The sequence below is a fragment of the Nocardia sp. NPDC003726 genome (genome assembly GCF_053586955.1).
In genome coordinates this window covers 25,682-47,298 of record NZ_JBSFNF010000037.1, presented here as the reverse complement: position 1 = coordinate 47,298, position 21,617 = coordinate 25,682, and the positions used below count along the sequence as shown (strand labels likewise).

Genomic DNA, 21,617 nt, shown 5'->3' with positions numbered 1-21,617 from the left:
CAAGAAAGAAAGGAAAGAAAATGGATGGAAATAAGAAAGTAAGTAAAGAACTAACCGTTAGTTCTTTACTTACTTTCTTATTTCCATCCATTTTCTTTCCTTTCTTTCTTGACCTGGCGGGTATTTTTCTGTTAGGATGAGAGGGTACCAGACGAGAGGCTGACATGAAAGGCGCGACATCATGACCGACGAACGGCGTACACCGCTGGAAGACCGCGTTCCGGTTGGAGAGCAGGTCGGGACCTGCGAATTCGTGATGGACAACGAGGGTCACCAGTGCGGCCGTCCGGTCTACGCGAAGTCTCTTCACGGCCGTCGCCCGAAGTACTGCGGGGAGGTCGTCAACGGCATCCTCCATAACGGGAAAAATGCCGCAAAAGCCCGTGAGCTGCATGGATTCAACGCTGCTACGGCGATTCGTCCGGCAGCAGCGCATGTATCTTCCGGTCCTTCTCCTGTTGCCCAAGAGAGTACTTTCGTTACACCAACGGCCACTGCCGCCCCTTCCGTTTCTTCCGTTTCTTCTCTGGAAGAAAGGCGGGAATCTCATACTACTGCTTCTGTCGTCGCGGAAGAGGTGCGCGCGGTCGAGGAGCCGAAGCACCCGGTCACCACGTCGGTGAGCCGTCTTGCCACCCTCGTGGAGCAACTCAACCAAGCCGCGTCCGTGATCGCCCGTGCGGCGGAGTCCATCGCGCCGGAAATTCGTGCGGCCATGGAGGCTGCGGGCGCAGCTGGTGCGGCGGAGCGCGAGGTGATCCAGGTGTTGGAGAGCGCTGATGAGTCGCTGGTGGACGCCAACAGCAAGGTCCGGGCCGCCGAGGACAAGATGCGCGCCGCAGAGGAACGTGCCGCCCAGCACGCCACTGAGCGAGTGCGGATGGCCGCTGAACGCGACGAGGCTCGCGCCGAGGCAGCCCAGATCGTTGCTGCTGCTGAGGCCGCGCGCGATGCCGCTCTGGCCGAGGCCGAGAACCAGCGCGAGCGCGCCAGGGCCGCCGAGCTGAACGCCGAAGCTGTCGCGGAGTCCGTGGAGCAGCGGGTCAACGAGATCGAGCGCCAGGCGGAGCAGCGCATCAACGCGGCCGTCAAGGCACAGACGCGCGCCGAAGGCGAAGCCGAGAGCCTGCGCACGCAGGTCACCGAGCTGCGTGAGCAGGTCACCGAGCTGACGAACAGGCTCAACCGCGAAGCTGAGAAGCACCGCACCGCGCTGCACAAGATCGACGAAGAGCACCGGTCGGAAATCCGTGAGGTGCAGACCTATTGGCAGGGTGTGGTGCGCCAGGCCTACGAGATCACCGGCCGCCAGGACGAATCCGGAGAGGAAGAAAAGCCCGCACGCCGAGGTCGGCGTCGATCACCGGCAAAAGACCCGGCCGCGACCGCTTCGCCGCACAGCGACGTGAAGTAGGGAGGCTCCCATGGGAACTGGAGTCACCGGCAGCCCGGCAGTCCGAATGCACGAAGGTGCAGACTGCCGGGCTGGTGTGTATGTGATCACGGTGGCGATGCGCCGCCCGCCGATGACGGCCAACGACCAGCGACGCGCGCACTGGACCCGGGTGCGCAAGGCCAAGTCGGAGGTAGCCGAGCAGGTCGGGTGGGCGGCCCGCCAGCAGCTGCCGCGCGGGCTGCGTCTGGACCGCGTGAGCGTGCGGGTGACCTGGTATGCCCCCGATGCCCGTCGGCGCGACAGCGACGGCCTGGGGCCGTTCCTCAAGGCCGCTCTGGACGCACTGACCGTCGCCGGTGTGCTGCCCGATGACGATGCCGCGCATGTCATCGAGACTCGCCAGCGCGTCGAGGTCGACCGCACCGATCCGCGCATCACGATCGAGCTGGAGGACTTGAACGAGCCGCCCAGCAGGCCTGTGAGCGCACCGACGGGCGTCCAGCAGGTCTCGGGTGCCCAGAGTGCGCCGCGGTCACGGGAAGGCGCGTGCAGCGTTCCGACTCCGGAGAAGCGCGGCCGCCGGCCTTCGGCTGTTATGCCACCGCGTGGTGAGCATCCGGTCGCACAGCCACCCACTCGAGGAGTTTCGTTACAGTCTCCTGCCGTCGCCACCTCCGTGGAAGCCGCTCCGTTACCGGCTCCCACGCCCACCGCGGCATCGGTTCTGCGAGACACCACCCGGTGCGCGGTATGCGACGGGAAGATCACGCAGCCGGGCACCGGACGCCCACGCCAATTTTGTTCGGGCGCCTGCCGCGTGCGCGCGCATCGGGCAGCGAAGAAGTAGAAGACTTCGTCGAGGTTCGGGGCGTGCAGTTTCAGCTCCGCCCCGGACCCAGGCCGCAGCCCGAAACCTACGCCGCTATGGGCGAATATTGGCGTACCGGCGACGGGCCGCGTCGACCGCGCAACAGCTAGGCGGTCTCCAGGTCGGCTTCCTCGATCCAGCGCGCCAGCAGGCTCAGCGCGCACAACCGCTCCAGCGCAGCCTGCTCGTCCAGCTCCACCTCGTCGTTGGGCAAGTGCCCGATCGGGTTGCGGATCGCGCCGAAGCAACCTGCTCCGAAGTCCATCACTCCGACACGCATGGATCTCGCGGTCTGGTCGTTGCTGATCTTGGAGAAACGCAGCCGAGGCCTGTCAGGCTCGGGAGGTTTATCCGAGAACGACTGTTTCACCAGATCGGTCTCGGAGACGTCACGTCGGCCGGTCTTCTGCTGTAGCAGGGAGTTCACTGCCTTGGCCGCAGCGAGCACCGCTTCATGACGGTGGCCGGTAGACCACTGCGCGGTTGCGGCGTTCCAGATCAGCGGATGCAGCATCGAGGCATTGATCTGGGGCGATGTGTCTGTCCCACCGAGACGTTTGATCAGCTCGGCCTGGTAGTCGAGTCGGACGATCAATCTGCGGGCCGCATCGCGCACTCCCCGATGCGGTTCGAAATCGTCGTCAGTGGGCTCTGAGTCGTGATTTTCCTGCGCCCAGTTGGGATACAGCCGATTCAGGATCGGTCCAGTGATCTCCATAAGCTCGATGAATCTGCCGTGACCGCAGGAGACGAACGCGTTGTCCTGCATGTCGTAGACGGCCTTGGTCTCATCCACGAACTTCACCAGCTGCTCACGCACCCACGGCACATCGACACCTTCGAACGGCATAACCCCATCTTCGACGAAGACCCCTGGAGCGCAGAGTGATTTATGGACCCCGCCTTCGCTGCCTCTACCCACAACTTGCTGAACATTCACCATCATCACTAAATCTGCTCGACAACTCCTATCTAACTCCAAATTCGCCAGTGCACATCACCATTCAGCAATAGTCGCGCAAACCTCATACATTCATTGCTGCTGAGCGTTTGCGTACCTTGGATTGTGTGGTCATGACGCTGCACAAGCTGGCAGCGGGCGACGGGTATCTGTACTACGCCCGCTGCATTGCGGTGGCCGATGGCGACGACCGAGGTCGCGCCACGTTGGCGGACTACTACGAGGCGAAGGGCGAGGCGCCGGGCCGGTGGATCGGGTCCGGGCTGGCCGCGTTCGACGGGATCGAGGCCGGGGATGCCATCACCGAGGCGCAGATGGCCGCGTTGTTCGGTGAGGGTCGGCATCCGGATACCGCGGCGATCACCGCGCGGTTGAAGGCTGATGGCGTGACGCAGCCGTGGGTAATCCGTGAGCTGACTCGGCTGGGGCGGCCGTTCTACCGGTACCGCGAGCGGCCGGATTTCCGGCGCGAGTGCGCGGTGGAGGTCGAGGCATGGAACATCAAGCAGGGCAATCCGCGCGATGCGAAGGTGCCGGAGGAGGTGCTCGAGCGCATCCGTACCGAGGTCGCGGTGCGGATGTTCACCGCGGAGCACGAGCGGGCGCCGAAGACCGACACCGAGTTGTCGGGATGGATCGCCCGGAATCTGAGGCCGCCGAGAACGGCGCTGGCGGCGGTCGATCTGACGTTTTCGCCTGCGAAGTCGGTGTCCACGCTGTGGGCGGTCGCGCCGCGTGGGGTCGCTGAGAAGATCGAGGCGGCCCACCATGCCGCGCTCAAGGATGCGCTGGCGTACCTGGAGAAGCACGCCCTGTTCACCCGGCTGGGCAACGGCGGTGTGCGCCAGGTCGAGACCGAGGGGATCATCGCAGCCGCCTACACCCACCGGGACTCCCGCGCCGGCGACCCCGATCTGCACACCCACGTCGTCGTCTCGGCGAAGGTCCGCACCCTGGACGGCGATTGGCGAGCGATCGACAGCAATCAGCTGTACCTCCACAACGTGGCTGCCTCCGAGGTCTACAACACCAGGCTGGAGGCGTACCTGAGCGAAGCGCTCGGCGGGCTGGAGTTCGCCGAGCGGCCCGGCAGGGTCGCGGGCAAGCGACCGGTGCGGGAAATCGTCGGTGTGGCAGCCGAGCTCAACGAGCTGTGGTCCAAGCGCAACAACGAGATCACCGCCCAGGTCGGCGCGGAGAGCAGCGCATTCCAGGCCCGCCATCGACGCGAGCCGATGCCGAAGGAAGTGCTGCGGATGGCGGGGACGGCCACGATCGCGACCCGGGCGCGCAAGCACGCGCCGCGGGCGCTGATTGAGCAGCGGGCAGCATGGTGGGCGGAGGCGGTGCAGCTGCTGGGCGAGCAGCGGCTCGAGGCGATGCTGGCGCATGTCCTGGCACGCGAGCACGACGGCGCGCACGTGCCGGAGGTCGTCGACGACTTCTGGGTGGATGCCACCGCGCGGCGGGTGATCGCGACGGTCTCCCGGTCGCGGGCGACGTGGCGGATCCACCATGTGCGGGCGGAGGCGGAGCGGCAGCTGCGCGGCCGCGGCCGGCGGATCGAGGTCGCACTGCTGGGCGAGATCGCGGAGCGCATCGTGGATGCCGCGCTGTCGGAGCCGATCTCGATCCCGCGTGGTGTGCACGACACCATCGCGGCGCCTGGCGTGCTGGCGCGCCGTGACGGCACGAGTGTGTACGTGACCGCCGGATCCACGCTGTACACCTCTCCTGAGGTGCTGGCGGCCGAGCAGCGGCTGATCGAGGCGAGCACCCAGTACGGCGGGCACGCCATCTCCGCGGCCGCCATCGAGGTCGCCGAGGTCGAGTACGCGGCCAACAACCAGGGCAAGCGGCTCAATGCCGGTCAGCGTGCCCTCGTGCAGGCGTTCGCGACTTCCGGGGCGCGGCTGCAGGTGGCGATCGCCCCGGCCGGGACCGGCAAGACCACAGCGATGCAGGTGTTGGTGCGGGCGTGGCGGGCCGAGGGCGGCTCGGTGATTGGGATCGCGCCGACCTCGGCCGCGGCGGCGGTGCTCGAGGAAGAGGCCGGGGTGAGCGCGGTGACGATCGACCTGCTGGTCACGATGGCCGCCGAGCTGGACACCGGCGTCCTGGACGAGGGGGACGCGCCGGAGTGGATGCGCGGCATCGACGAGCGCACGCTGGTCATCCTCGATGAGGCGGCGAAGGCCTCGACCGCCAATCTGGATGCAGCCGTGGAATTCCTGCTGCGGCGCGGCGCGTCTGTCCGGGCGATCGGCGACGACCAGCAGCTGGCGTCCGTGGCGGCGGGCGGGGTGATGCGCGACATCGCCCACACCAGCGACGCGCTGAGCTTGACGACGGTGATGCGGTTCGCCGATGCTGGCGAGCGCGCCGCGTCGCTGGCAGTGCGGGACGGGGATCCGGCCGGCCTCGCCTTCTACGCCGACCGCGACCGCATCCACATCGGCACGCTCGGATCGGTGACCGAGCAGGCCTTCGCCGCGTGGGCCGCCGACACCGCCGGGGGCCTGGACTCGCTGCTGCTTGCCCCGACCCGGGAGCTGGTGACCGAACTGAACGCGCGGGCCCGCGCGCAGCGGCTCTCGCGCACTCCCCTGCCGGATGGTGCGCGGGAGGTGGTGCTCAGCGACGGCCTGGCCGCCAGCGTCGGCGACACGATCGTCACCCGCCGCAACAACTATGCGGTGCGGATCTCCTCGACCGACTTCGTGCGCAACTCCTACCGGTGGATCGTGCGGGAGGTGCACCCGGACGGCCGAATCTCGGCCGCGCACACCACCTCCGGGCGGCTGGCCACGCTGGACGCCGACTACGTCCGCGAACATGTGCAGCTGGGGTATGCGAGCACCATCGACTCGAGCCAGGGCCTGACCGTCGACACCTGCCACGGCCTGCTGACCCAGCGCGCGCACCGCGGCCAGGCGTACGTCATGCTCACGCGCGGCCGCTCGGCGAACCACGTCTATGTCGAGACCGGCCTGGATCCGGCGGGGCCCGCGGCCTACACGATCGACGCGGCACATCCACCGACCTACCTCGACGTGCTCACCGAGGTGTTGAACCGGCGCGGCGGGCAGGTCTCGGCGAGCACCGCGCAACGAGAATCCGAGGATCCGCGCCGCCGGTTGCGCGCCGCGGCCGACGCGTACGCGGACTCGATCGGCGTGGTGGCCGAGCACCTGTTCGGCACCCGTGCGCGGGCGGACATCGACGCGGCCGCCGAGCGCCTGGTCCCCGGCCTCACCGACGAACCCACCTATCCGACACTGCGCCAACACCTTTCGCTGCGCGCCGCCCAGGGCGACGATCCGGTGGCGCTCCTGACCGAGGCGGTGGTCGGCCGGGAGCTCGACACCGCGCTCGACCGGGCAGCGGTACTGCACTGGCGCATCGGCGACCGGGCCGAGCGTGGACCGCTGCCGTGGCTGCCGACCGTGCCCGCCGGACTGCGCGGTGATCCGGAGTACGGGGCTGCGCTGGCAGCTCGGGAGGTCCAGGTGCAGGCGCTGGCTGCGGAGGTCGCGCAGCAGGCGCGGTCCTGGACGAAGAAGACGGCGCCGATGTGGGCGCGACCGCTGGTCGGCGCCGACGCGCAGTTGCTCGAGGAGCTCGCGGTGTGGCGGGCCGCGCGCGGGATCGCCGACAACGACCGCCGGCGCACCGGCCCGGCTGTGTGGGAGTCCACCGCCCGGGGCGTGCAGCTGGATCTCGACCGGCGCGCGGCCGCCGTGCTCGGCGACCAGGCCCTCGACGTGCGCCGCTGGAAACCCTTGGCCGACAGCCTGGATCCAAAGATCACCATCGACGCCTACTGGCCGACACTCGCCGCGGAGTTGTCGCAGGCGGCCGCGACCGGCGTGAACGTGCCCGCCGCGGTCCAGGCCGCCGTCGACGAGCGGGCGTTGCCGGTCGAACAGCCCGCCGCCGCGCTGCGGTGGCGTCTAGCGCCTGAACTAGACGAACACAGCGAAGACAAGACCCGCGCGTTCGGCGCGGTCCTCGACGAACTGCGCGGCAACAAGCTGCGGCGGATGACCGACAGTCAGCTGGCGCGGCATGTCGAGCAACTGCGCAACCAGGTGATGAGCGACCGCGCCATGCCCGTGCTGATCGGCGACAGAACCGGGGATACAGTCGCTGAAGTCCAGCTGAGGCAGCAGCGGCGCGCCGATCAGGCCGAAGCGATTCGCGGTGCGCAAGAACTGATCGCCGAACTCGACGAGCTGGAGAAACAACGCCGCCAGATCGGAGTCGCGCTGATGGTCGAGCGGCAGAAACTTCACGACACCAACCAGTTGCGGCGCTTCGCCATCCGCAAGGCCACTCGGCGGATCGCGGAGCTGGAGAAGCAGCTGGAAGCCCACGACGAAATCCAGAAGCCCATGCAGAAATCTGTCGATGCCGCCCGGCGGGGAATAACCGAGCCGAAATATCGGTGGACGCGGTTCCTCGCCGAGGCAGACGATCCCCGGCGCCGAGCCGCCGAGCTCGGCACCGCGGCCGCCACCGACCGCGAGTACGCGACGCATCGCGCTGAGGCGATCGCCCGCGCCGACAAGAGCGGCGCCGAGCTGGACGCCGCGCTCGACGAACAACAGCGCCGCACCGAGCAGGCCGCTCCGGAGCGGGACCTCGAAGACCGCGCCCGGACGGAACTCGATCGCCTCGAACGTCCCGCGCAGCCGGAAGCGTCGACCGCGGCAAAGAAGGTCCCGCGTCGCAAGGCCAGGGCGACACGGACCTGGGACCCGGGCCCTTACCGAGACACTCCGTCGCTCGGCCCTTCCCATGGAAGCGGGAGCGGGTTGGGCCTGTAGTTCAAGCAGGGCACGATGTGCGCCCCACCTCGATTGAGGGGATCATCGCTGAACCAACTCGATCATCCACTTGCCCAACTCCCAAAGGCCATTTCCGACGATCTGCGCAACGGCTGCGGCCGTGGTGGCGAGCACCGCGTCCCTGATCATCGTGCCGCGCCGGGCAGGGCGGATTGGACTCTGTGCAGGTCCTTCATCGTTCATGGCGCGGACGGCAGGAAACTGGGGTGCAAACCGTTCTGAGCTGGTGCAACGTGACTCCGGCACTCGGGCCCAACGTGTAGGTCGCTGCTCAGGCGGATCCTCGTCAGAATGAGGGAAATCCTCAGATGGAACAACCACGCCAGCCTCCGGGTGTCGATAACGACCAAGCCCGGCCCGCGGCCAGCGGCACATGCCGAATCGAGGATAAACGACATTGAGCACGCGGTCGAGCATGGACGACGGCGTGTTCGGTGATCGACTCTCTTGCCAGATCCCGCTGAGCAGCGACGACGTAGGGATGCGGCGGAGAATGGCAACGAAGCGCTTAGTCGGCTTCTTTCATACGGCTGCCGACGACGCTGCGGGCAGCGTCTACGGAAACAGTGCGGATGTACCGAAATAGAGCGAGGGTCCGAGGGTTGAGGAAGTAGATGGCTGCGCCCAAGGTAGTCGCCGTCACCGCCAGCACGGTGAACCACGATGGAATGCGGTCTTCGTAGACGGCGCTTGCAATAAGCCCAGCAACCAGGCTGCCGCTGACAAGTCCCATGGCGACCGCGCGGTTGATCAGCATTCGTCGGGCTCGTGTCAGCACACGCTGTTCAGCTGCGTGCTCCTCCGAGGATGCCTCGGGCTGCCCCGCATCGTCGGTTGCCACACGCATCTCGGCAAGCTGGAGAGCAATCTGCCGCTCGATCGTCTCCTTGCCCTCCAACTCCTCCGGCCAGTCCCGATAGAGCTGAATCAATGTCTCGAGATGCTCGTGCGGTGGCTTGCGAACATTCCACCGCGCGACGACAGCCGCAATGAACGCGGCCACTATCACCCCTACCGGCGCAAGAACCGGAAGCCAGTCCACAAGCGCGCTTCCTCGGGGAAGGTCAGAGGCGGCGATCCAACGCAGCGGAACCATGATCGAATGCTCCCAGCCATCAACGACTTTCGCCTCATCCAACCCCACTCGCGGAGGGCCGGTTTGATCGACCGATTGGCCGGACCGAGGTCGAGGCCCCAGGGACGCGGTGTGCAATCCGGGCAGCAGACGGCAGTGGGAGTGCCTACCCCCCGATCGCAGCGATGGGCCTGGTCGCGTCGCGCCTTGCAGCAGGCAGGCCAGGCTACCGCCCCGTTCGCCGGACAGAAGGTTTCTGAAGATGTATCTTTGGCGGTAATAATCTGCTCAATTTAATCTTGGGGAAATTCCCCAAGTTTTTCCAGTGGGGGCGGGAACCATGTCGGCAGTTGAGATTTTGGGGAACTTCGCCGAGTTGGCGGCGCAGGTCGAGAAGGCTGGTGGATGCCTGTCCGTTCAGATGTACGAACTGCGTGAACGGGTGCAAGCGGGCCGCCTCGACGACGGCCCGATCGGCCAGATCAAACACAACCTGGACCAGGCGGGAGTCGCCGCCACCACCCTGACGCGCCAGCAGAACGACTGGACCCTCGTCTACACCCGGCACTCCCCCATCGGCCAAGTAATCCTCGCCGCCGCAGGTGGTCACGAACACTCCGACGAAACCCTACGGACGGCTATTAAGAAACTTGTCGCCTCCGACACGGCGATGCAATCGAGTGACCGTGAGGAACTCGCCGCACTTCGAGCCACGGTCGACCAGATCAAGGCACTGGTCTCGGCCATCTGAGATCTGTCGCTGATCAGGATGAAACCGAGATACACGCGGGTCTCGACCAGTATCGCTTGCCCATCTGTATGAGAGGTACTGAAAATGCAGGGACGGAGATATTCCGATGAGCTGCGGGAGTCCGCGTTGGAGATGCTGCAGCATGCCTACGACGCGGGAATGACGCAAACTCAGGCATGCGAAGCGGTTGCGTCTCAACTCCTCAGTCGCCAGGCCTCGTCGAACTGGGAGGATGCTCCGACAGTGCACACGCTGCGGTGCTGGGGTTCCAATTGGGGAATCTTTGCTGGACTGCCGGGAAGGCGGGCGACCAGGGAAAGGGCCGAGGAAACTTCGGGCGCTGAGTCCGGTGAGAGGGTTGTGGACGATTTCGACCGGATCGTCTACGCAGAGCAGGTTCGCACGGCGCTGTTGACTGAGCACGAGTCTGCAGCGGTCGAATGGGACAACGAACGGTCTAGTCTGCTCACCGAGATCGAGCAGCTGCGCGCCGAGAACGCCCGGCTGCGCCGAGAGAAGGACGCTGTGGCCGAACTCGCCATATTCTACCTACAGCGCAACCAGAACGATTGATGCCGCGCGACCCAGCTTCCGCTTGTCATTCGGGCTGAACGGCGTCCCAAGGAACCCACTGCCGTAGCGCGACGCCAGCGAGGCCGTTCTTGGTCATTACTTGAACTTCTACCTCGCAGAACCATATCGGGGTGGTCCCAATATTGAACCGCGCCCAGCGGTAGGCGACAGCCGGGATCCATTGCTCCCCGAAACGCAGATCGAAAGCGAACGCCTTCTCCCCCAGCGTCACCGGCGTGACGCGCTCCGGCTGACGGGCTGGCATCACCCACACTCGCCGCGGATCCAGCTTCACCGACCGAGGTGGTTGCAGCAGGCGGATAGCGGCGTGCCGATCCTCGTTCACCCGGTCCACGCAATCGACGTCGGCACCGTGGTGACGGATGGGGTCTGCCGAGTCCAACTGCACCGCTGGGTGCCAGTTCCAGCGAGTCGGACGCGGGTGGTGCGCGGCCGCCTCATCGCGCGGCCGGTGACTTGGATGTCGAACGTCATCGCACGCAGCCGCCCACGCCCGCGGGCGAGGCCGTCGTACTCGGCAAGTTCGCATCGGATTTCGAGATCCGGACGCGCCCACCCCGGGCCGGTGACGACGAGGATGCCATCGTGACTTCGCAGCCGAGCGAGAACGGCACGCATCCGGCTCGGCGGCGCGCTCCCGGCGACGTCCAGGACGACGACGTCGACGCCATCGAGCAGGACCGCGGCGACCACGAGCGGGTCCTCCCCTCTTAGCTCGGGGATATGGGCCAGCCGGGCGAGGTCGCCGTTCATCTCGGTGAAGGCCAACAATCCCAACTGCGGCTGGCCCACAACGGCGACCCATTCGCCGGCGGCGGTAACAGCCGCCAGCAGGCCGAGCAACGGCGTGATGCAGCCGGTGCAGGCGACCACACCACCGCGCGGCAGCCCACCTTCCGGCAGCGCCTCCCCCAAGCCGCCCTCTACCGGGATCACCGCAGCGGGCGAGCCAGCAGACAACGGCGGCGGCTCGCTTGCACCGACCCGGCTCGGAATCGCCGCCATGCGGCTTTGCAGCGCCGCGAGTTGCTGATCCCGGGGGAGATCAGCCAACGCCACCGGCGGCACGTTATCGAACACATGTTCGACTATATCCGACCGATCGGTCCGCCTGGGGCGGAGTCATCAATGCGGGCCGGTCGCGTCGTGAAGATCAGCTAATCGACTGCTCAACTGTCGTCAGTTCGACAGCGGGATCGGGGTTAGGACGGCGCTGGTTGCGACTACATTCGATGTGCCGCCTGCGAGCACGATGCCCGCCGATTCGGCTTCCGTGCGGAGCAGTTCGGGTTGGGCAAGGATGGCCAGGGCATCGACGACATCAACGACAGGGAAGTCACGTCGGTCGGCCAGGTTCCGTGCCACAGTCCTCGCCGCCGGCCGTGGAAGCGCCACTTCTCTCGGCAATTGCGCATCAGCGTCGAGGAACGCGACCACCACCTCCCACGCCATGTAGAACGTCTCGACGAAAGCGCCGTCGTATGGCAGCGGGCAGATGACGAGGTTGCGGTTGTCATCTTTGATGATCCGATCTGACTTGCCTTGAGACGCAGGAACTATTCCGACCCGCAGCCCTCGATCCCCCTTGAGATTCGACGGGTTGATCTTCACGGTGGTTCCGACCCAGTAGTCAGCATCAAGACAGCCAAGGAACAGGTCTGCCCGCCACAGCCCGCTGATGCTTTGCGGCAGCAGCCCCTGGGCGGCGCCCTTCTTCCGGAACGCTGCGGCCGCAGCTGTGAGGTGGCGCTTGAGCTTCACCGGCCGCCCCCGCGATCCGGACAGGAGAGCTGAATCGTTGGTCAGCAAGTCACCAGCAGTATCGATCAGCTGCTGCGAACCCGCCTTCTCCGCACCGAACAAGATGGAGCCGATCTCCTCACCTGGGACATTGCAGAGGTCGAGAGCGTCGTAGACCCTCTCGATGACTGCCGCGTCACCGCGGCTGACAGCATCGTGCACCGCGTATTCGAAACAGATGCCAGTGTCACCATCGCCCCGCCGCTGCAATCGGGGAAGCATCTTCAGCTTCACCTGGTCTCGGCCTCCGACCTCAGCCACGACGTCGGCTTTGAGCGAGTAGAGAATGCCGATCAGGATCGGCCGGACCACGGCGGTGATAGCTGAGACTTCATCTGCAACAGGGTTCAGCTGTTCTTCACTACGTATCTGCACGAGGCGACAGTAGACCGCGCAGTGTGGCCAGGTACCGAAAGCACCTGCGGCGTTACGTCTTCCGGCCTCGTTGGTAGGGCGTGCTGATTACTGTTCACGCTCCAGCAGTTCGCGGACACGCTGCTCAGCCTCGGTTATCTGTTCGGCGGTGAGTTCGCCGTGCTCGGCGCGTAGTCGCGCAAGTTCGTCGACCAGTTCGCGTTCGGCTTCCGCTTCGGCGTACTCGGCGGCGGTTTCGGCGGGGTGTGCTCGCTGCCAGGCGGCCAGGGCTTGGGCCTCTTCCTGCAACAGCCGGGACGTACACGCCTTAGCGATCCACGCCGAGACGTCGCCATCGGCTCGAGCACGCACCAATTCGGCCAAGCGATCGTTCAGCGTGATCGTGAGTTGAGCCATGGCCTCATGGTGGCACTGTTGACGGTCTGGAAGCGAGGCCATGAGCGGGCCCGGCGGAGAAGGGCTGGTTGGTCGCGCAGTGAAAGGTCGGCAGGATGGACATCCTGCCGACCTTGATCTAGGCACTGGGTCCAGTAGGACCCCTACCGAGCCTGAGTACGTAGACTGCTTGAGCCACATACTGCAGGTCGCGGGCACTGCCGGTGCGAACAACCACCACCGCGCAGAGCGCGAGGTAGCAAACAAAACAGGCCGCAGCGATCAGTGCGACTTGTGCCATCATGCAAAACTCCAATTTTGTAGTTTGGAGGAGTTTTTTCAGGGGGCACAGGTATTAGATCATGCTCGGGATGAAACCCGTTGAGCGGCAGGGGGTATCACCTCGACGCCGTGCCCGTCAGCAGTTGGACTGAAACGGAAAGCACCCCGTCGGCGCACGGGGCGCAGGCGCTTCAGCAGGTGGTGGCACCGCTGTCGGCTCCTCGGTGCTCGACTGGGTGACTTCGTTGCTGACTGGCTGAGGCTCGGCGGTGTCGGTGCGGGCCTGCGCGAGCACCCACACTCCACCGACGATCAGCGCGATCGCCGCGACGGCTCCGACCGCCTGGACGCCGTGGCGCCGCCGATCCGGTGCCGCGGTGGTGTGCACTGGGTCGATCGGCTCATATGAGTAGTCCACCGCGTCGGCGCTGGAGCGGCCCAGATCGACCGGTCGCTGCGGCGCGGCCGGTGGTGGTGTAGGGGGAGCGGGAGGACGCGCCGAGGGCAGTGGCGTAACCGGCGCCAGCCATGGATCCGGCTCGGGCACTTTGCTGCTGGACTGTGGGCGCTTGGCGGTGAAACCTTCGGCGATCAGCTGCGCGACGGTGATCTCTGTGCCGTAGTTGAGTGCGGTGAGCAACGTGTGCACTCGTTCGGCGGTCCATGACGGCTCATGCCGCGCGGCGCGGTGGTGAAAGTACTTCCGCAATCCGGAATAGTCGGCGAGGCGGACCTCGCATCCCTTGGGTTTCGGGCCGCTCCAGTCGAGGGTGACCGGGTACTTCTCGCGTGGCACTACCAGCACCATGCCGGCGATGAATGCGTCGATCCCGACCTTCTCTGCCTGGTCTTTGAGGTTGTAGTAGCCGTCGCTCACCTGACCGATCGGGTTCATGTCGCCCTTGCGCACGTGCACTGGGTCTTCGTCGGTGCCTGAAAGGGTCCAGCGGCCGTTGGTCGTGCAGGACAGTAGGCCGCTGACGCGGGGCAGGATGCCTTTGATCTCGATCACCACGCAGGTCTGCGGCGTGATCACCACCAGGTCGGCTTCCTGGCCGTGACCAGGCTTCTTCCGATCGGGCACGTAGCAACCGGAGATCGCGATACCGGGGATGTGGAAGCCGTCGTTCCACTTCTGCAGCCAGCCGATGACCTGCTTCTCCGTGGGCGCGATCCCTTCCCGATCGGCGTTGATGACTCGCATCGCGTTCACCCCTCCTCGCGTGTGAGCGCCGAAATCGACGCTCTACCAACGTTATCCCTGAGCACTGACACCATGGCGTGCATCGATCCGTTCCTTCCGCCGCGGCCGCGACTACAGCTCGAGGGTCCAGCCGGGGTCGCCGCAGAACATGACGCAGTCCGCGGCGAGGCTGTGGTGGGCGACTGCGACGGTGGATGGCATCAGCGTGTCGGCGGGAGCTCGGCCGACGGTGAGCACCAGCGAGACCTGCGCGACGACCGCCACGACGAAAAGGCCGGCCATCAGCACGGGCTTACTGAACAGGAATTCGAGCGTCGCGCCGATCAGGTGCAGCACGCCGAGCAGCAGGCTCCGGGAGGCGGTGCGGGAGTTCTGGGCGGTGGTGTGCGGCATGGCGTCTTCCCTCCGAGGTGGTCGCTACCTAATCAGCATCAACAGTCTAACAGTCTGTATTTACAACAGTCTAGACTGTTGATGGTGTTGGCTGCGGGCGCAAGGTCGCACGTGCCCAGCAGCACCTCGGCAGGGCTTCCGGCGCACACGAGAAGGCCCGGAGCCGTGTCGACTCCGGGCCTCTGGGTTTCGACTTATCGCTGCACGAGCGTGGTGGCGATCGGTGGCTGGTCAGCTGGCCGTCTGCGCCCGCAGTTCATCGGCCAACCGTTTGCGCACCGTCTTGTCGGTTCGCGCAAGGGAGACCAGCGTTTCGACGAGCTCCTTGCGCGTCAGCTTGCTACGGCCGACTTGCCCACGACCGATTTCCTCCGCCAAGTCGGCTACGAGTTGATCCCATTCCACGGCCTGTTCTTCGGACATCTTCAATGTCCACGTCAGCAATCCAGCCACTATTCAGTCCTTCCAGTCGATGCAGCGATTTCGAGCGCAAGTCATCAGCTTAGACTGTTAAACTGCTGCCAGTCTATGACGGTGCGGCTGTGCAGCGTCGGGCCGTGGCGATGGGCTCGTCGGGCGGCGGTACGCCAGTCACTTGATCGAGTGCGACGTGAAGAGGGAAGAGAGTAGGGCGAGGGTTTACCAGTGGTAAACCCTCGCCACCCGCTCAGTCAGTGGCCTTCGGTGGCTCCAATGACGCCGCGAGCACCGCGATCAAGGTTCGAAGCTGATCGGCGTCCATGTACTCACGGATCGCATCAGCGAGCACATCGGGACGCGCGTCGAATCGCTTGAGCACCTTTACGATGCGTGGAGCGTCTACTGGTGGCTTTTCCTGTGGCTTGTCTTTCTCGGCGGGGGAGTCGGCGGGGGCCTTGTCCATCTCGGCCTGCCATTTCGCGACCTGTTCCTCGAGTGGAACCTTGGCCAGGCTGCGGGCGACGCGCACCGCGAGGTCGCCGCGCCGCAGCGCGGCCTGCAGCTCAGGGGCGAGCTTGAGCAGGGCACGGCGTTGCGATACCCAGCCGCCGGTCTTCTTCAGCTGTGCTGCGGCGGCCTCCGCCGTGCCGCACTCGGCGACGAGCGCTTCGACGGCCTTGGCTTCTTCGATCACGTCGAATCCTTGCCGGGCGACGTTCTCGGTGATCGACGCAGACAGCAACCGCACTCGCGTGGTTGCCACCTCGTCCTTGACGACGAACTCCAGCTCGGTGCGTCCGTACTTGCGTGCGGCGGCCAAACGCCGACACCCGTTGACGACCACCCACCGCGCAGCAGCAACCGCCTCCCGGTCCTCTGGGTAGAGCGAGAGGTATGCGTCGCGGGTGACGACGAGCGCGGGCTGTAGCTGAATTTCGCCGATGCTTTCCAGGTCGCTCAGGTCGCCGAGCTCGTCGCGGGGATTGCGCGGGTTGGCGACGAACTGGGCCAGGGGAGCGGATGTCGGCATACCGCCAGGGTGAAATGTGGCGCCGTCGACGGGGGATTGGTCGCCGACCGCGTCGATCAGGTCGGCGAGGTTTCTGCGTGCTCCACCCTTGGCCATCACGCCACCCGCAATTCCAGCGCCAGCTTGTAGAAATCTTCTCTGGCCCGCAGGGAGGTCCCGTTGGTCGGGTACTCGGTGACGACCTGGCCGTTCAGCGAGGCGCGGGTGTGCAGCTTGTAGCGGCGCACCACCGTCTTGGCGCCGGGCCACTGGTTGCGCTTGATGAATTCGACGGTCTCGTCGCGGTCGGCCTCGCCGTCGCGGGGGTCCCAGTTGTTGAGCACCACTGTGTGTTTCAGTCCGCGGGGCTTGATGACCTTGCGGATGGTGCGGGCTGTCGGGTCGAACGACAGGGGTTCCGGGGTGATCGGCACGATGACATGGTCGGCGCAATCGAGCACCGCGCGCAGCGCGTCTCCGGCCGGGCCCTCGCCGAGAGGGTCGCGGGTGTCGTCGGGGTCGGCCATGTCCAGCCAGCCGGGGGTGTCGACGAAGACGTGGTCGATGCCTCTGAGTTCTCTCAGCTTCCGCAGGCCGGCGAGGTCGCCGTGCGCCTGGACGACATGGAAGGGCAGGTTGTCCACGCGCGATCCCCACCAGACCGCGGACCCCTGCGGGTCGATGGATACCGCTGCGACTGGTGACGGTGCGTCCGGATCCAGGCCTCCGCCGGCGACCTCTGCGGTGACTGCGGCGAGGTTGACCGCCAGGGTGCTTTTGCCCACGCCGCCTTTTTGATTGAGCAGCACAAATACGTGCGCCATGAATCTCTCCCGTGTGCTTCGCCGATTTTCGGCTACTTCGGATGGCGCTCGCAGCATAAACGGCGTGGCTACGTTTCGGCACTTTGGATTGCGACGACGCGCCGGAGATTCGTCACCGCGCAACATGACAGCGCACCGCAGCAAACTACCGGTGCGCTCTCGCGTTGCGCGGTGACGGCCTTACTCGTACCGGCTATTGCGTTGTGTGGCTCAGCCTTTCGATGAGCGCGGGTCGTTGCCGGGCGGGATGGTGTCCTGCTTGCGGATGGTGCCGTCCCGGCCGCGGATCTGAAGTTCGCCGCCGCCGGACTTGCTGAGGATGTCGCGGCCGCGGTCGATGCCTTCTGCCTGGGTCGCGACGACGGCGCTGGCACGGTCGGCGCCGGGGGCGCGGACTTCCCAATCGCCGTCTTCACGGCGCTGCACGATGCGTTTGTTGGTCATGTTGTTGCCTTTACTGGTGTTTCGTGCCGGCCGGGCGGCAGCGGGATGCGCCGCCGCCCGGCCGGCATGGGTTACTTTTCGTTGCGGACGCCCTTGTGCTGGTTCGGGCTGCCGTTGAGGATGCGGCCAGTCGAGGTGTCCCGCTTGAACCAGGTCTTGCCGACCTTGAATTCGCTGCGGCCCTTGACTGCGCCGACGCGGCGCCCGTGTCCGGTGTTCTTCGCCATCTCTTCTTCACCTCCATCCCGACAGCGGCCGAGCGGGTCGGCTCGATTTGTTTCGCTGTCGTGATGTAGTCGAGATAGAGTGCCGGTGAGTTAGTGGCTGGCAACTAGCGGCAGTCTTCGCACAATCCGCCGATCAGCAAGTGCGGCTGGAACTTCAGGAAGCACCCATTGCAGCTCTGTTCTTTCAGGGCAGCCCGTTCGCAGCGGCAGTGCCCGCATTGCGGACAGTATGGGCGGTGGCAGCTCTCGCAGGGGTAGCCGCGTACCGTCCGAGCGCGGCCGCAGCAGTAGGTTTCGAGGACTGGCCGTTGGTCGTACTCGCGTTCGGGATCGAGGTGTAGGCGCTCGCTACCCCAGACGTCGACATCGGAGAACACCGCTATGCCCCGGCTGGAGTCGCTGATGGCGTCGATGTAGAAGTCGGCGCGGGTGCCCCAGGGAGTTTCCCAGAAGGTTCTGCGGGTCATCGTCGCGCCGAGTCGCATGTTGGTGAGCGGATGGCCGGCCGGGATGATCTGGCCCGGCCAGGGAAAAACTGTGGGCCATCCCTGGTCAGGGTCGGGGCGGACGCTCGCGTACTGCACGAGGTCCTCGGTGCGGTCGGTGATTACGACGGCGCCGAGGTGCGGCAGTCGGGCCGCGACCGCGATCGCGCAGGCGGGTCTGCTGGCTTGGCTGGCGTCGTAGAGCTTCCGGACGTGCGCGGCACGGATCGGCCGATCGGTCAGCACCGTGTCGATGAGTTGGGTCGGCAGCAGCAGACGTTGCGCGATCCGGTCGCAGATGGTTTCCAGCAGCTCGGCGGCGTGGTCTTGGTCGGCGAGCCAGTCGAGGACGTCTTCCGTCTGGTCGACCAGGTAGTGGCCGAGTTCGTGGGCAAGGGTGAAGTTCTCGCGGCGGCTGTGTGGTGTCGGCGCGTACAGGATCACTCCGTCCTGCAGGAACGACATGCCGTCGCAAGCGCCTCCGTCGTTGCGACGATCCGCGAGATGGTGCACTGCATCGACTTTCAGGCCCAGGTCGGTGCGCAAAACCGTGAGCGGGTCGGCAGCGAAACCGGCCCGCACGGCTGGGCCCAGATGGCCGAGAGCAAGCTCGACGCACTGGTCGAGGTTCACCGGCGGTGTCCTTGTTCTACGGCAGTGACGAGCGACTCCAGGGACCGGAGCATCTGATCGGCGTCTGGGTGGTCACCCCGATGCACCGTGGTGAGCATCCGCGACTGCAGCGTCGAAGCGGCCATAGCAAGGGTCTGACCTGTGGCACGAGCCCATCGTTGTGCCAAGGCCTGGAATTTGGATGTGTCGGCCGCTTTCGCGACCGCCGCATTCTGCGAGGTCTTCTGCTCGGAGGCAGTGAGCTGGTCGGCATCGACGCCGAGTTCCTCGGCGATGGCCCTCACCAAGGCTGGAGAGACCTCCGCCGCATTCTGGGATTCCCATCGGAAGATGTCTTTGCCCTGCACCTCCCACCCGCGGGCTACCAGTCGTTCAGCGAGTTCGCTGGGTTTGAACTTGGCGTTCTTGCGGGCGCGGGTCAGCGCGCGGGGATCCAGCTGGTATCCGGCGTCGGGAATGAGACCGAGCATCGCCGCGACTGGATCCTGCTCGAGCGGCGGGGCGCCGTGGCCGGCGTCCCACAGCAGGTCTGCTACCTCGACCAGCGACTCGAATTCGGCACGGTCCTCGTCGTTCAGCGGAGGCCGACCATGGTCTGCCGCTCTTCCAGAGCGCCTGTCCAACAGATACTCGAGAGCCCTGTCCCGCTCATTTTCCGACATGTGTCGTCACCTGCTCTCGGCTTATCGCACTTCGCAATTCCTTCAATGCCCGGGTCATCATCTGACTCACTCGCGCTGGCGTCACTCCCAGCTCGGCAGCAACGTCCGCCCGCGGCCGAGCCTGGGCTATGTACTCCCGGGCGACTTTGCGATGCGGCTCGTCCAGGACCGCCAAGCTGTCCCACACCCTCGCCGCAGCCCGTTGACGGTCCACCTGCTCCGCCACATCCTCGGCGACATCGCCGAGTTCGGCAGCATCGTGCTGCTCGTCCAGCTCCGGACCCGCTCGGCGGACCGGGGCCGAACGGATCAGGTCCAGCGCTCGCCGTTTGGCCGTCGAGACCAGCAGCGCCTGCCAGTTGCGGACATCGCCGGGAGGGGCATCCATGAGCGACACCATCGCCTCGTTGACGACATCGCCGGCTTGGTCTGCCATCCCCACCTCCCCTAAGACTTTGTAGGCCACGCGATACATCGCCTCGCGATGCTTGAGGTAGAGCGCTGCCCAGTCAGGACGTGTGGAATGCGGTTCAGGCACGTCGGTTACCTGCGCATCTCGTATGCCAAGCGACCGCCATCAGCTACTCCTCCGATCTATCCGACTCGCACTTCGTTGTGTCCGTCAGACGCCCGGCACACCAGGTAGTCGAGACAGCGGGCACTGGCGTTAGCCCAGCGGGACGCGGCGGAGCTGGCCGCGCGACGTAGCTTCACCACACGTCTTTACCGGCGGTAAAACCCACCGTTTCGATAGACGGGCTTCAATGCGATGAGCCCCTGGACGCCACAGGACGCCCGGCCTGTCGATACGGCGCCTCAACCGGTCTGCGGGGCGCCACCGCAGGCTTTACCGCCGGTAAAGACAGCTCACATGTGCACCGCCACGAACAACGAAGGTGACCACATCGAAGAACAGACGCTACGAAGAGGCCGAGGCGGAGTGGATCGCACGGCAACTGGAGAACGCGCCGCCATTGAACGAACGCCAGAAAGAGCTGATCCGTTCGATTTTCGCTGCGCACCGCCGCGAGCGCGAGGAGGCTGAGCGGCGGGCAGCGGCAGCGGCGCGTCCGAACCGGCGAACTCGACGCGCGAACGAAGGTAGGGGCGGAACTTCGATTCGGTGATCAGCGGCCCGCCCCGGATCCGTCGCGACCACCCTGCGTTCGGCTTCGAATCAGCCCGACGTTCGGCCGTTGCTCAACCGCTTCAGCGCCGAGTTGATCGTGCGGCGCAGCATCGCGACGACGTGGGGGAGCTGCCCGTGGAGCAGCCGAGGGGCGCCCCGCGTCTGTTTCTGTTCGCGCACGGCGAATCCCAGATCTTCCGCGACGGCGTTGTCCCTGGCTTCGGCCTGGTGTTGGACGATCTGCTTGGACCGTGAGAGTTGCTTGCGCACCGCCTCGGGCGTCATGCCGAGTTGGTTGGCGATCTCAGTGTTGTTGTACCCCTTGTAAGCGCGGCTCCAGACCTCTCGCTGACGTGGGGAAAGCGCTCGCACCGTCTGGACCCAGAGCTCTTTGGCGATGACGGCGTCGGCGCCGTTGGGCGTGTAGTCGGTGGCGGCTCGCTCGCGAAGCACATCGTCGGAGACCACCGGGTAGGTCGAGAACCGGAGGAAGTACTGGATGCACCCGGCCTTCACCAGCTCGTCCAGCCACTGCACCAGTTCGGCGCGTTCCCGCGTCTGGACCTTTTCCCACTGTTCGAACACCGTCACCATGACGTCGTTGTAGATGTCCTCGTGTTCGAGCGTCGTCAGCATGACCTCGTCGTCGCGGTCTGCTTGCCAGCCCCAGTAGAGCAGGTACCAGTTGATCAGCGACCGCACGCGAGCCGAGTAGCGATCGTGGAACTGTTCGAACTCTTTCCGGCCGACGGCGGCCGCGCCTTCTACTGCGCCCATGCGGCCGCCGACCGTCGGAGAAGGCCGGCGAGGTCATCGACGTGGACCTCGCTGCTACTTCCGATAGGCGTGAAGACGGCCGA

The 21,617-nt window shown here is 65.8% G+C and carries 23 protein-coding genes; 6 read left to right on the top strand and 17 right to left on the bottom strand.

The window, feature by feature from the left end; genetic code table 11:
* The first annotated feature begins 181 nt into the window (after positions 1–181).
* Both ACWDMM_RS31300 and ACWDMM_RS31295 read left to right on the top strand, forming a co-directional pair.
* Positions 182–1,414, top strand: coding sequence for a hypothetical protein (locus tag ACWDMM_RS31300; protein ID WP_449940977.1), 1,233 nt, complete (start codon positions 182–184; stop codon positions 1,412–1,414).
* Positions 1,415–1,460: 46 nt separating this feature from the next.
* Positions 1,461–2,243 (top strand): hypothetical protein, encoded by a 783-nt coding sequence (locus ACWDMM_RS31295; RefSeq protein WP_449940974.1) that lies wholly within the window; start codon positions 1,461–1,463, stop codon positions 2,241–2,243.
* Between the two features lie 127 nt (positions 2,244–2,370).
* Here ACWDMM_RS31295 and ACWDMM_RS31290 read toward each other — a convergent pair whose 3' ends face one another.
* On the bottom strand, positions 2,371–3,114 hold the full coding sequence (locus ACWDMM_RS31290; protein WP_449940972.1) for a TIGR02391 family protein: 744 nt from the start codon (positions 3,112–3,114) through the stop codon (positions 2,371–2,373).
* Between the two features lie 224 nt (positions 3,115–3,338).
* Between ACWDMM_RS31290 and mobF the strand changes: the two genes are divergently transcribed.
* On the top strand, positions 3,339–8,054 hold the full coding sequence (gene mobF / locus ACWDMM_RS31285) for a MobF family relaxase (protein WP_449940970.1): 4,716 nt from the start codon (positions 3,339–3,341) through the stop codon (positions 8,052–8,054).
* Positions 8,055–8,583: 529 nt separating this feature from the next.
* Here the strand turns inward: mobF and ACWDMM_RS31280 are convergent.
* The gene (locus ACWDMM_RS31280; protein ID WP_449940967.1) at positions 8,584–9,213 is read right to left on the bottom strand and encodes a hypothetical protein; all 630 of its coding nucleotides are present in this window, start codon (positions 9,211–9,213) and stop codon (positions 8,584–8,586) included.
* A gap of 277 nt (positions 9,214–9,490) precedes the next feature.
* On the opposite strand from ACWDMM_RS31280, the gene ACWDMM_RS31275 reads away from it, so the two are divergent.
* Together ACWDMM_RS31275 and ACWDMM_RS31270 are read left to right on the top strand one after the other, a co-directional pair.
* Positions 9,491–9,901 (top strand): hypothetical protein, encoded by a 411-nt coding sequence (locus tag ACWDMM_RS31275; protein ID WP_449940965.1) that lies wholly within the window; start codon positions 9,491–9,493, stop codon positions 9,899–9,901.
* Positions 9,902–10,261: 360 nt separating this feature from the next.
* The gene (locus ACWDMM_RS31270) at positions 10,262–10,474 is read left to right on the top strand and encodes a hypothetical protein (protein WP_449940962.1); all 213 of its coding nucleotides are present in this window, start codon (positions 10,262–10,264) and stop codon (positions 10,472–10,474) included.
* A 25-nt stretch (positions 10,475–10,499) separates the two neighbouring features.
* On the opposite strand, the gene ACWDMM_RS31265 is transcribed toward ACWDMM_RS31270, so the two are convergent.
* From ACWDMM_RS31265 to ACWDMM_RS31200, 14 genes are all read right to left on the bottom strand, one after another.
* Positions 10,500–10,820: a hypothetical protein gene (locus ACWDMM_RS31265; RefSeq protein WP_449940959.1), complete on the bottom strand. Its 321-nt coding sequence runs from the start codon at positions 10,818–10,820 to the stop codon at positions 10,500–10,502.
* Complete coding sequence (locus tag ACWDMM_RS31260; protein ID WP_449940956.1) at positions 10,817–11,575, bottom strand: hypothetical protein; 759 nt, start codon at positions 11,573–11,575, stop codon at positions 10,817–10,819. Before ACWDMM_RS31260 ends, ACWDMM_RS31265 begins: the two co-directional genes overlap by 4 nt.
* A 99-nt stretch (positions 11,576–11,674) precedes the next feature.
* Positions 11,675–12,670, bottom strand: coding sequence for a hypothetical protein (locus ACWDMM_RS31255; RefSeq protein WP_449940954.1), 996 nt, complete (start codon positions 12,668–12,670; stop codon positions 11,675–11,677).
* A gap of 87 nt (positions 12,671–12,757) precedes the next feature.
* Entirely contained in the window at positions 12,758–13,066 is a 309-nt protein-coding gene (locus tag ACWDMM_RS31250; RefSeq protein ID WP_449940951.1) for a hypothetical protein, read from the bottom strand.
* Positions 13,067–13,463: 397 nt separating this feature from the next.
* Positions 13,464–14,531: a nuclease-related domain-containing protein gene (locus ACWDMM_RS31245; RefSeq protein ID WP_449940948.1), complete on the bottom strand. Its 1,068-nt coding sequence runs from the start codon at positions 14,529–14,531 to the stop codon at positions 13,464–13,466.
* A 111-nt stretch (positions 14,532–14,642) separates the two neighbouring features.
* The gene (locus tag ACWDMM_RS31240) at positions 14,643–14,924 is read right to left on the bottom strand and encodes a hypothetical protein (protein ID WP_449940946.1); all 282 of its coding nucleotides are present in this window, start codon (positions 14,922–14,924) and stop codon (positions 14,643–14,645) included.
* 231 nt (positions 14,925–15,155) lie between these two features.
* Positions 15,156–15,377 (bottom strand): hypothetical protein, encoded by a 222-nt coding sequence (locus ACWDMM_RS31235; protein WP_449940944.1) that lies wholly within the window; start codon positions 15,375–15,377, stop codon positions 15,156–15,158.
* Positions 15,378–15,591: 214 nt separating this feature from the next.
* A complete protein-coding gene (locus ACWDMM_RS31230; protein WP_449940941.1) occupies positions 15,592–16,470 on the bottom strand; it encodes a ParB/RepB/Spo0J family partition protein in 879 nt (292 codons plus the stop codon).
* The gene (locus ACWDMM_RS31225; protein WP_449940938.1) at positions 16,470–17,177 is read right to left on the bottom strand and encodes a ParA family protein; all 708 of its coding nucleotides are present in this window, start codon (positions 17,175–17,177) and stop codon (positions 16,470–16,472) included. The genes ACWDMM_RS31230 and ACWDMM_RS31225 overlap by 1 nt, the downstream gene beginning before the upstream one ends.
* Before the next feature lie 210 nt (positions 17,178–17,387).
* Entirely contained in the window at positions 17,388–17,621 is a 234-nt protein-coding gene (locus tag ACWDMM_RS31220) for a DUF2188 domain-containing protein (protein WP_449940935.1), read from the bottom strand.
* A gap of 71 nt (positions 17,622–17,692) precedes the next feature.
* The gene (locus tag ACWDMM_RS31215) at positions 17,693–17,848 is read right to left on the bottom strand and encodes a hypothetical protein (RefSeq protein ID WP_449940933.1); all 156 of its coding nucleotides are present in this window, start codon (positions 17,846–17,848) and stop codon (positions 17,693–17,695) included.
* A gap of 104 nt (positions 17,849–17,952) precedes the next feature.
* Positions 17,953–18,966 carry an ImmA/IrrE family metallo-endopeptidase gene (locus ACWDMM_RS31210; protein ID WP_449940930.1) on the bottom strand — a complete coding sequence of 338 codons (1,014 nt, stop codon included), beginning with the start codon at positions 18,964–18,966 and terminating at the stop codon, positions 17,953–17,955.
* Complete coding sequence (locus ACWDMM_RS31205) at positions 18,963–19,628, bottom strand: hypothetical protein (RefSeq protein WP_449940927.1); 666 nt, start codon at positions 19,626–19,628, stop codon at positions 18,963–18,965. Before ACWDMM_RS31205 ends, ACWDMM_RS31210 begins: the two co-directional genes overlap by 4 nt.
* Positions 19,615–20,166, bottom strand: coding sequence for a sigma-70 family RNA polymerase sigma factor (locus ACWDMM_RS31200; RefSeq protein ID WP_449940925.1), 552 nt, complete (start codon positions 20,164–20,166; stop codon positions 19,615–19,617). The genes ACWDMM_RS31205 and ACWDMM_RS31200 overlap by 14 nt, the downstream gene beginning before the upstream one ends.
* Positions 20,167–20,524: 358 nt before the next feature.
* On the opposite strand from ACWDMM_RS31200, the gene ACWDMM_RS31195 reads away from it, so the two are divergent.
* Positions 20,525–20,755 (top strand): hypothetical protein, encoded by a 231-nt coding sequence (locus ACWDMM_RS31195; RefSeq protein WP_449940922.1) that lies wholly within the window; start codon positions 20,525–20,527, stop codon positions 20,753–20,755.
* Between the two features lie 50 nt (positions 20,756–20,805).
* Here ACWDMM_RS31195 and ACWDMM_RS31190 read toward each other — a convergent pair whose 3' ends face one another.
* The gene (locus tag ACWDMM_RS31190) at positions 20,806–21,534 is read right to left on the bottom strand and encodes an RNA polymerase sigma factor (protein ID WP_449940920.1); all 729 of its coding nucleotides are present in this window, start codon (positions 21,532–21,534) and stop codon (positions 20,806–20,808) included.
* Positions 21,535–21,617 lie beyond the last annotated feature (83 nt).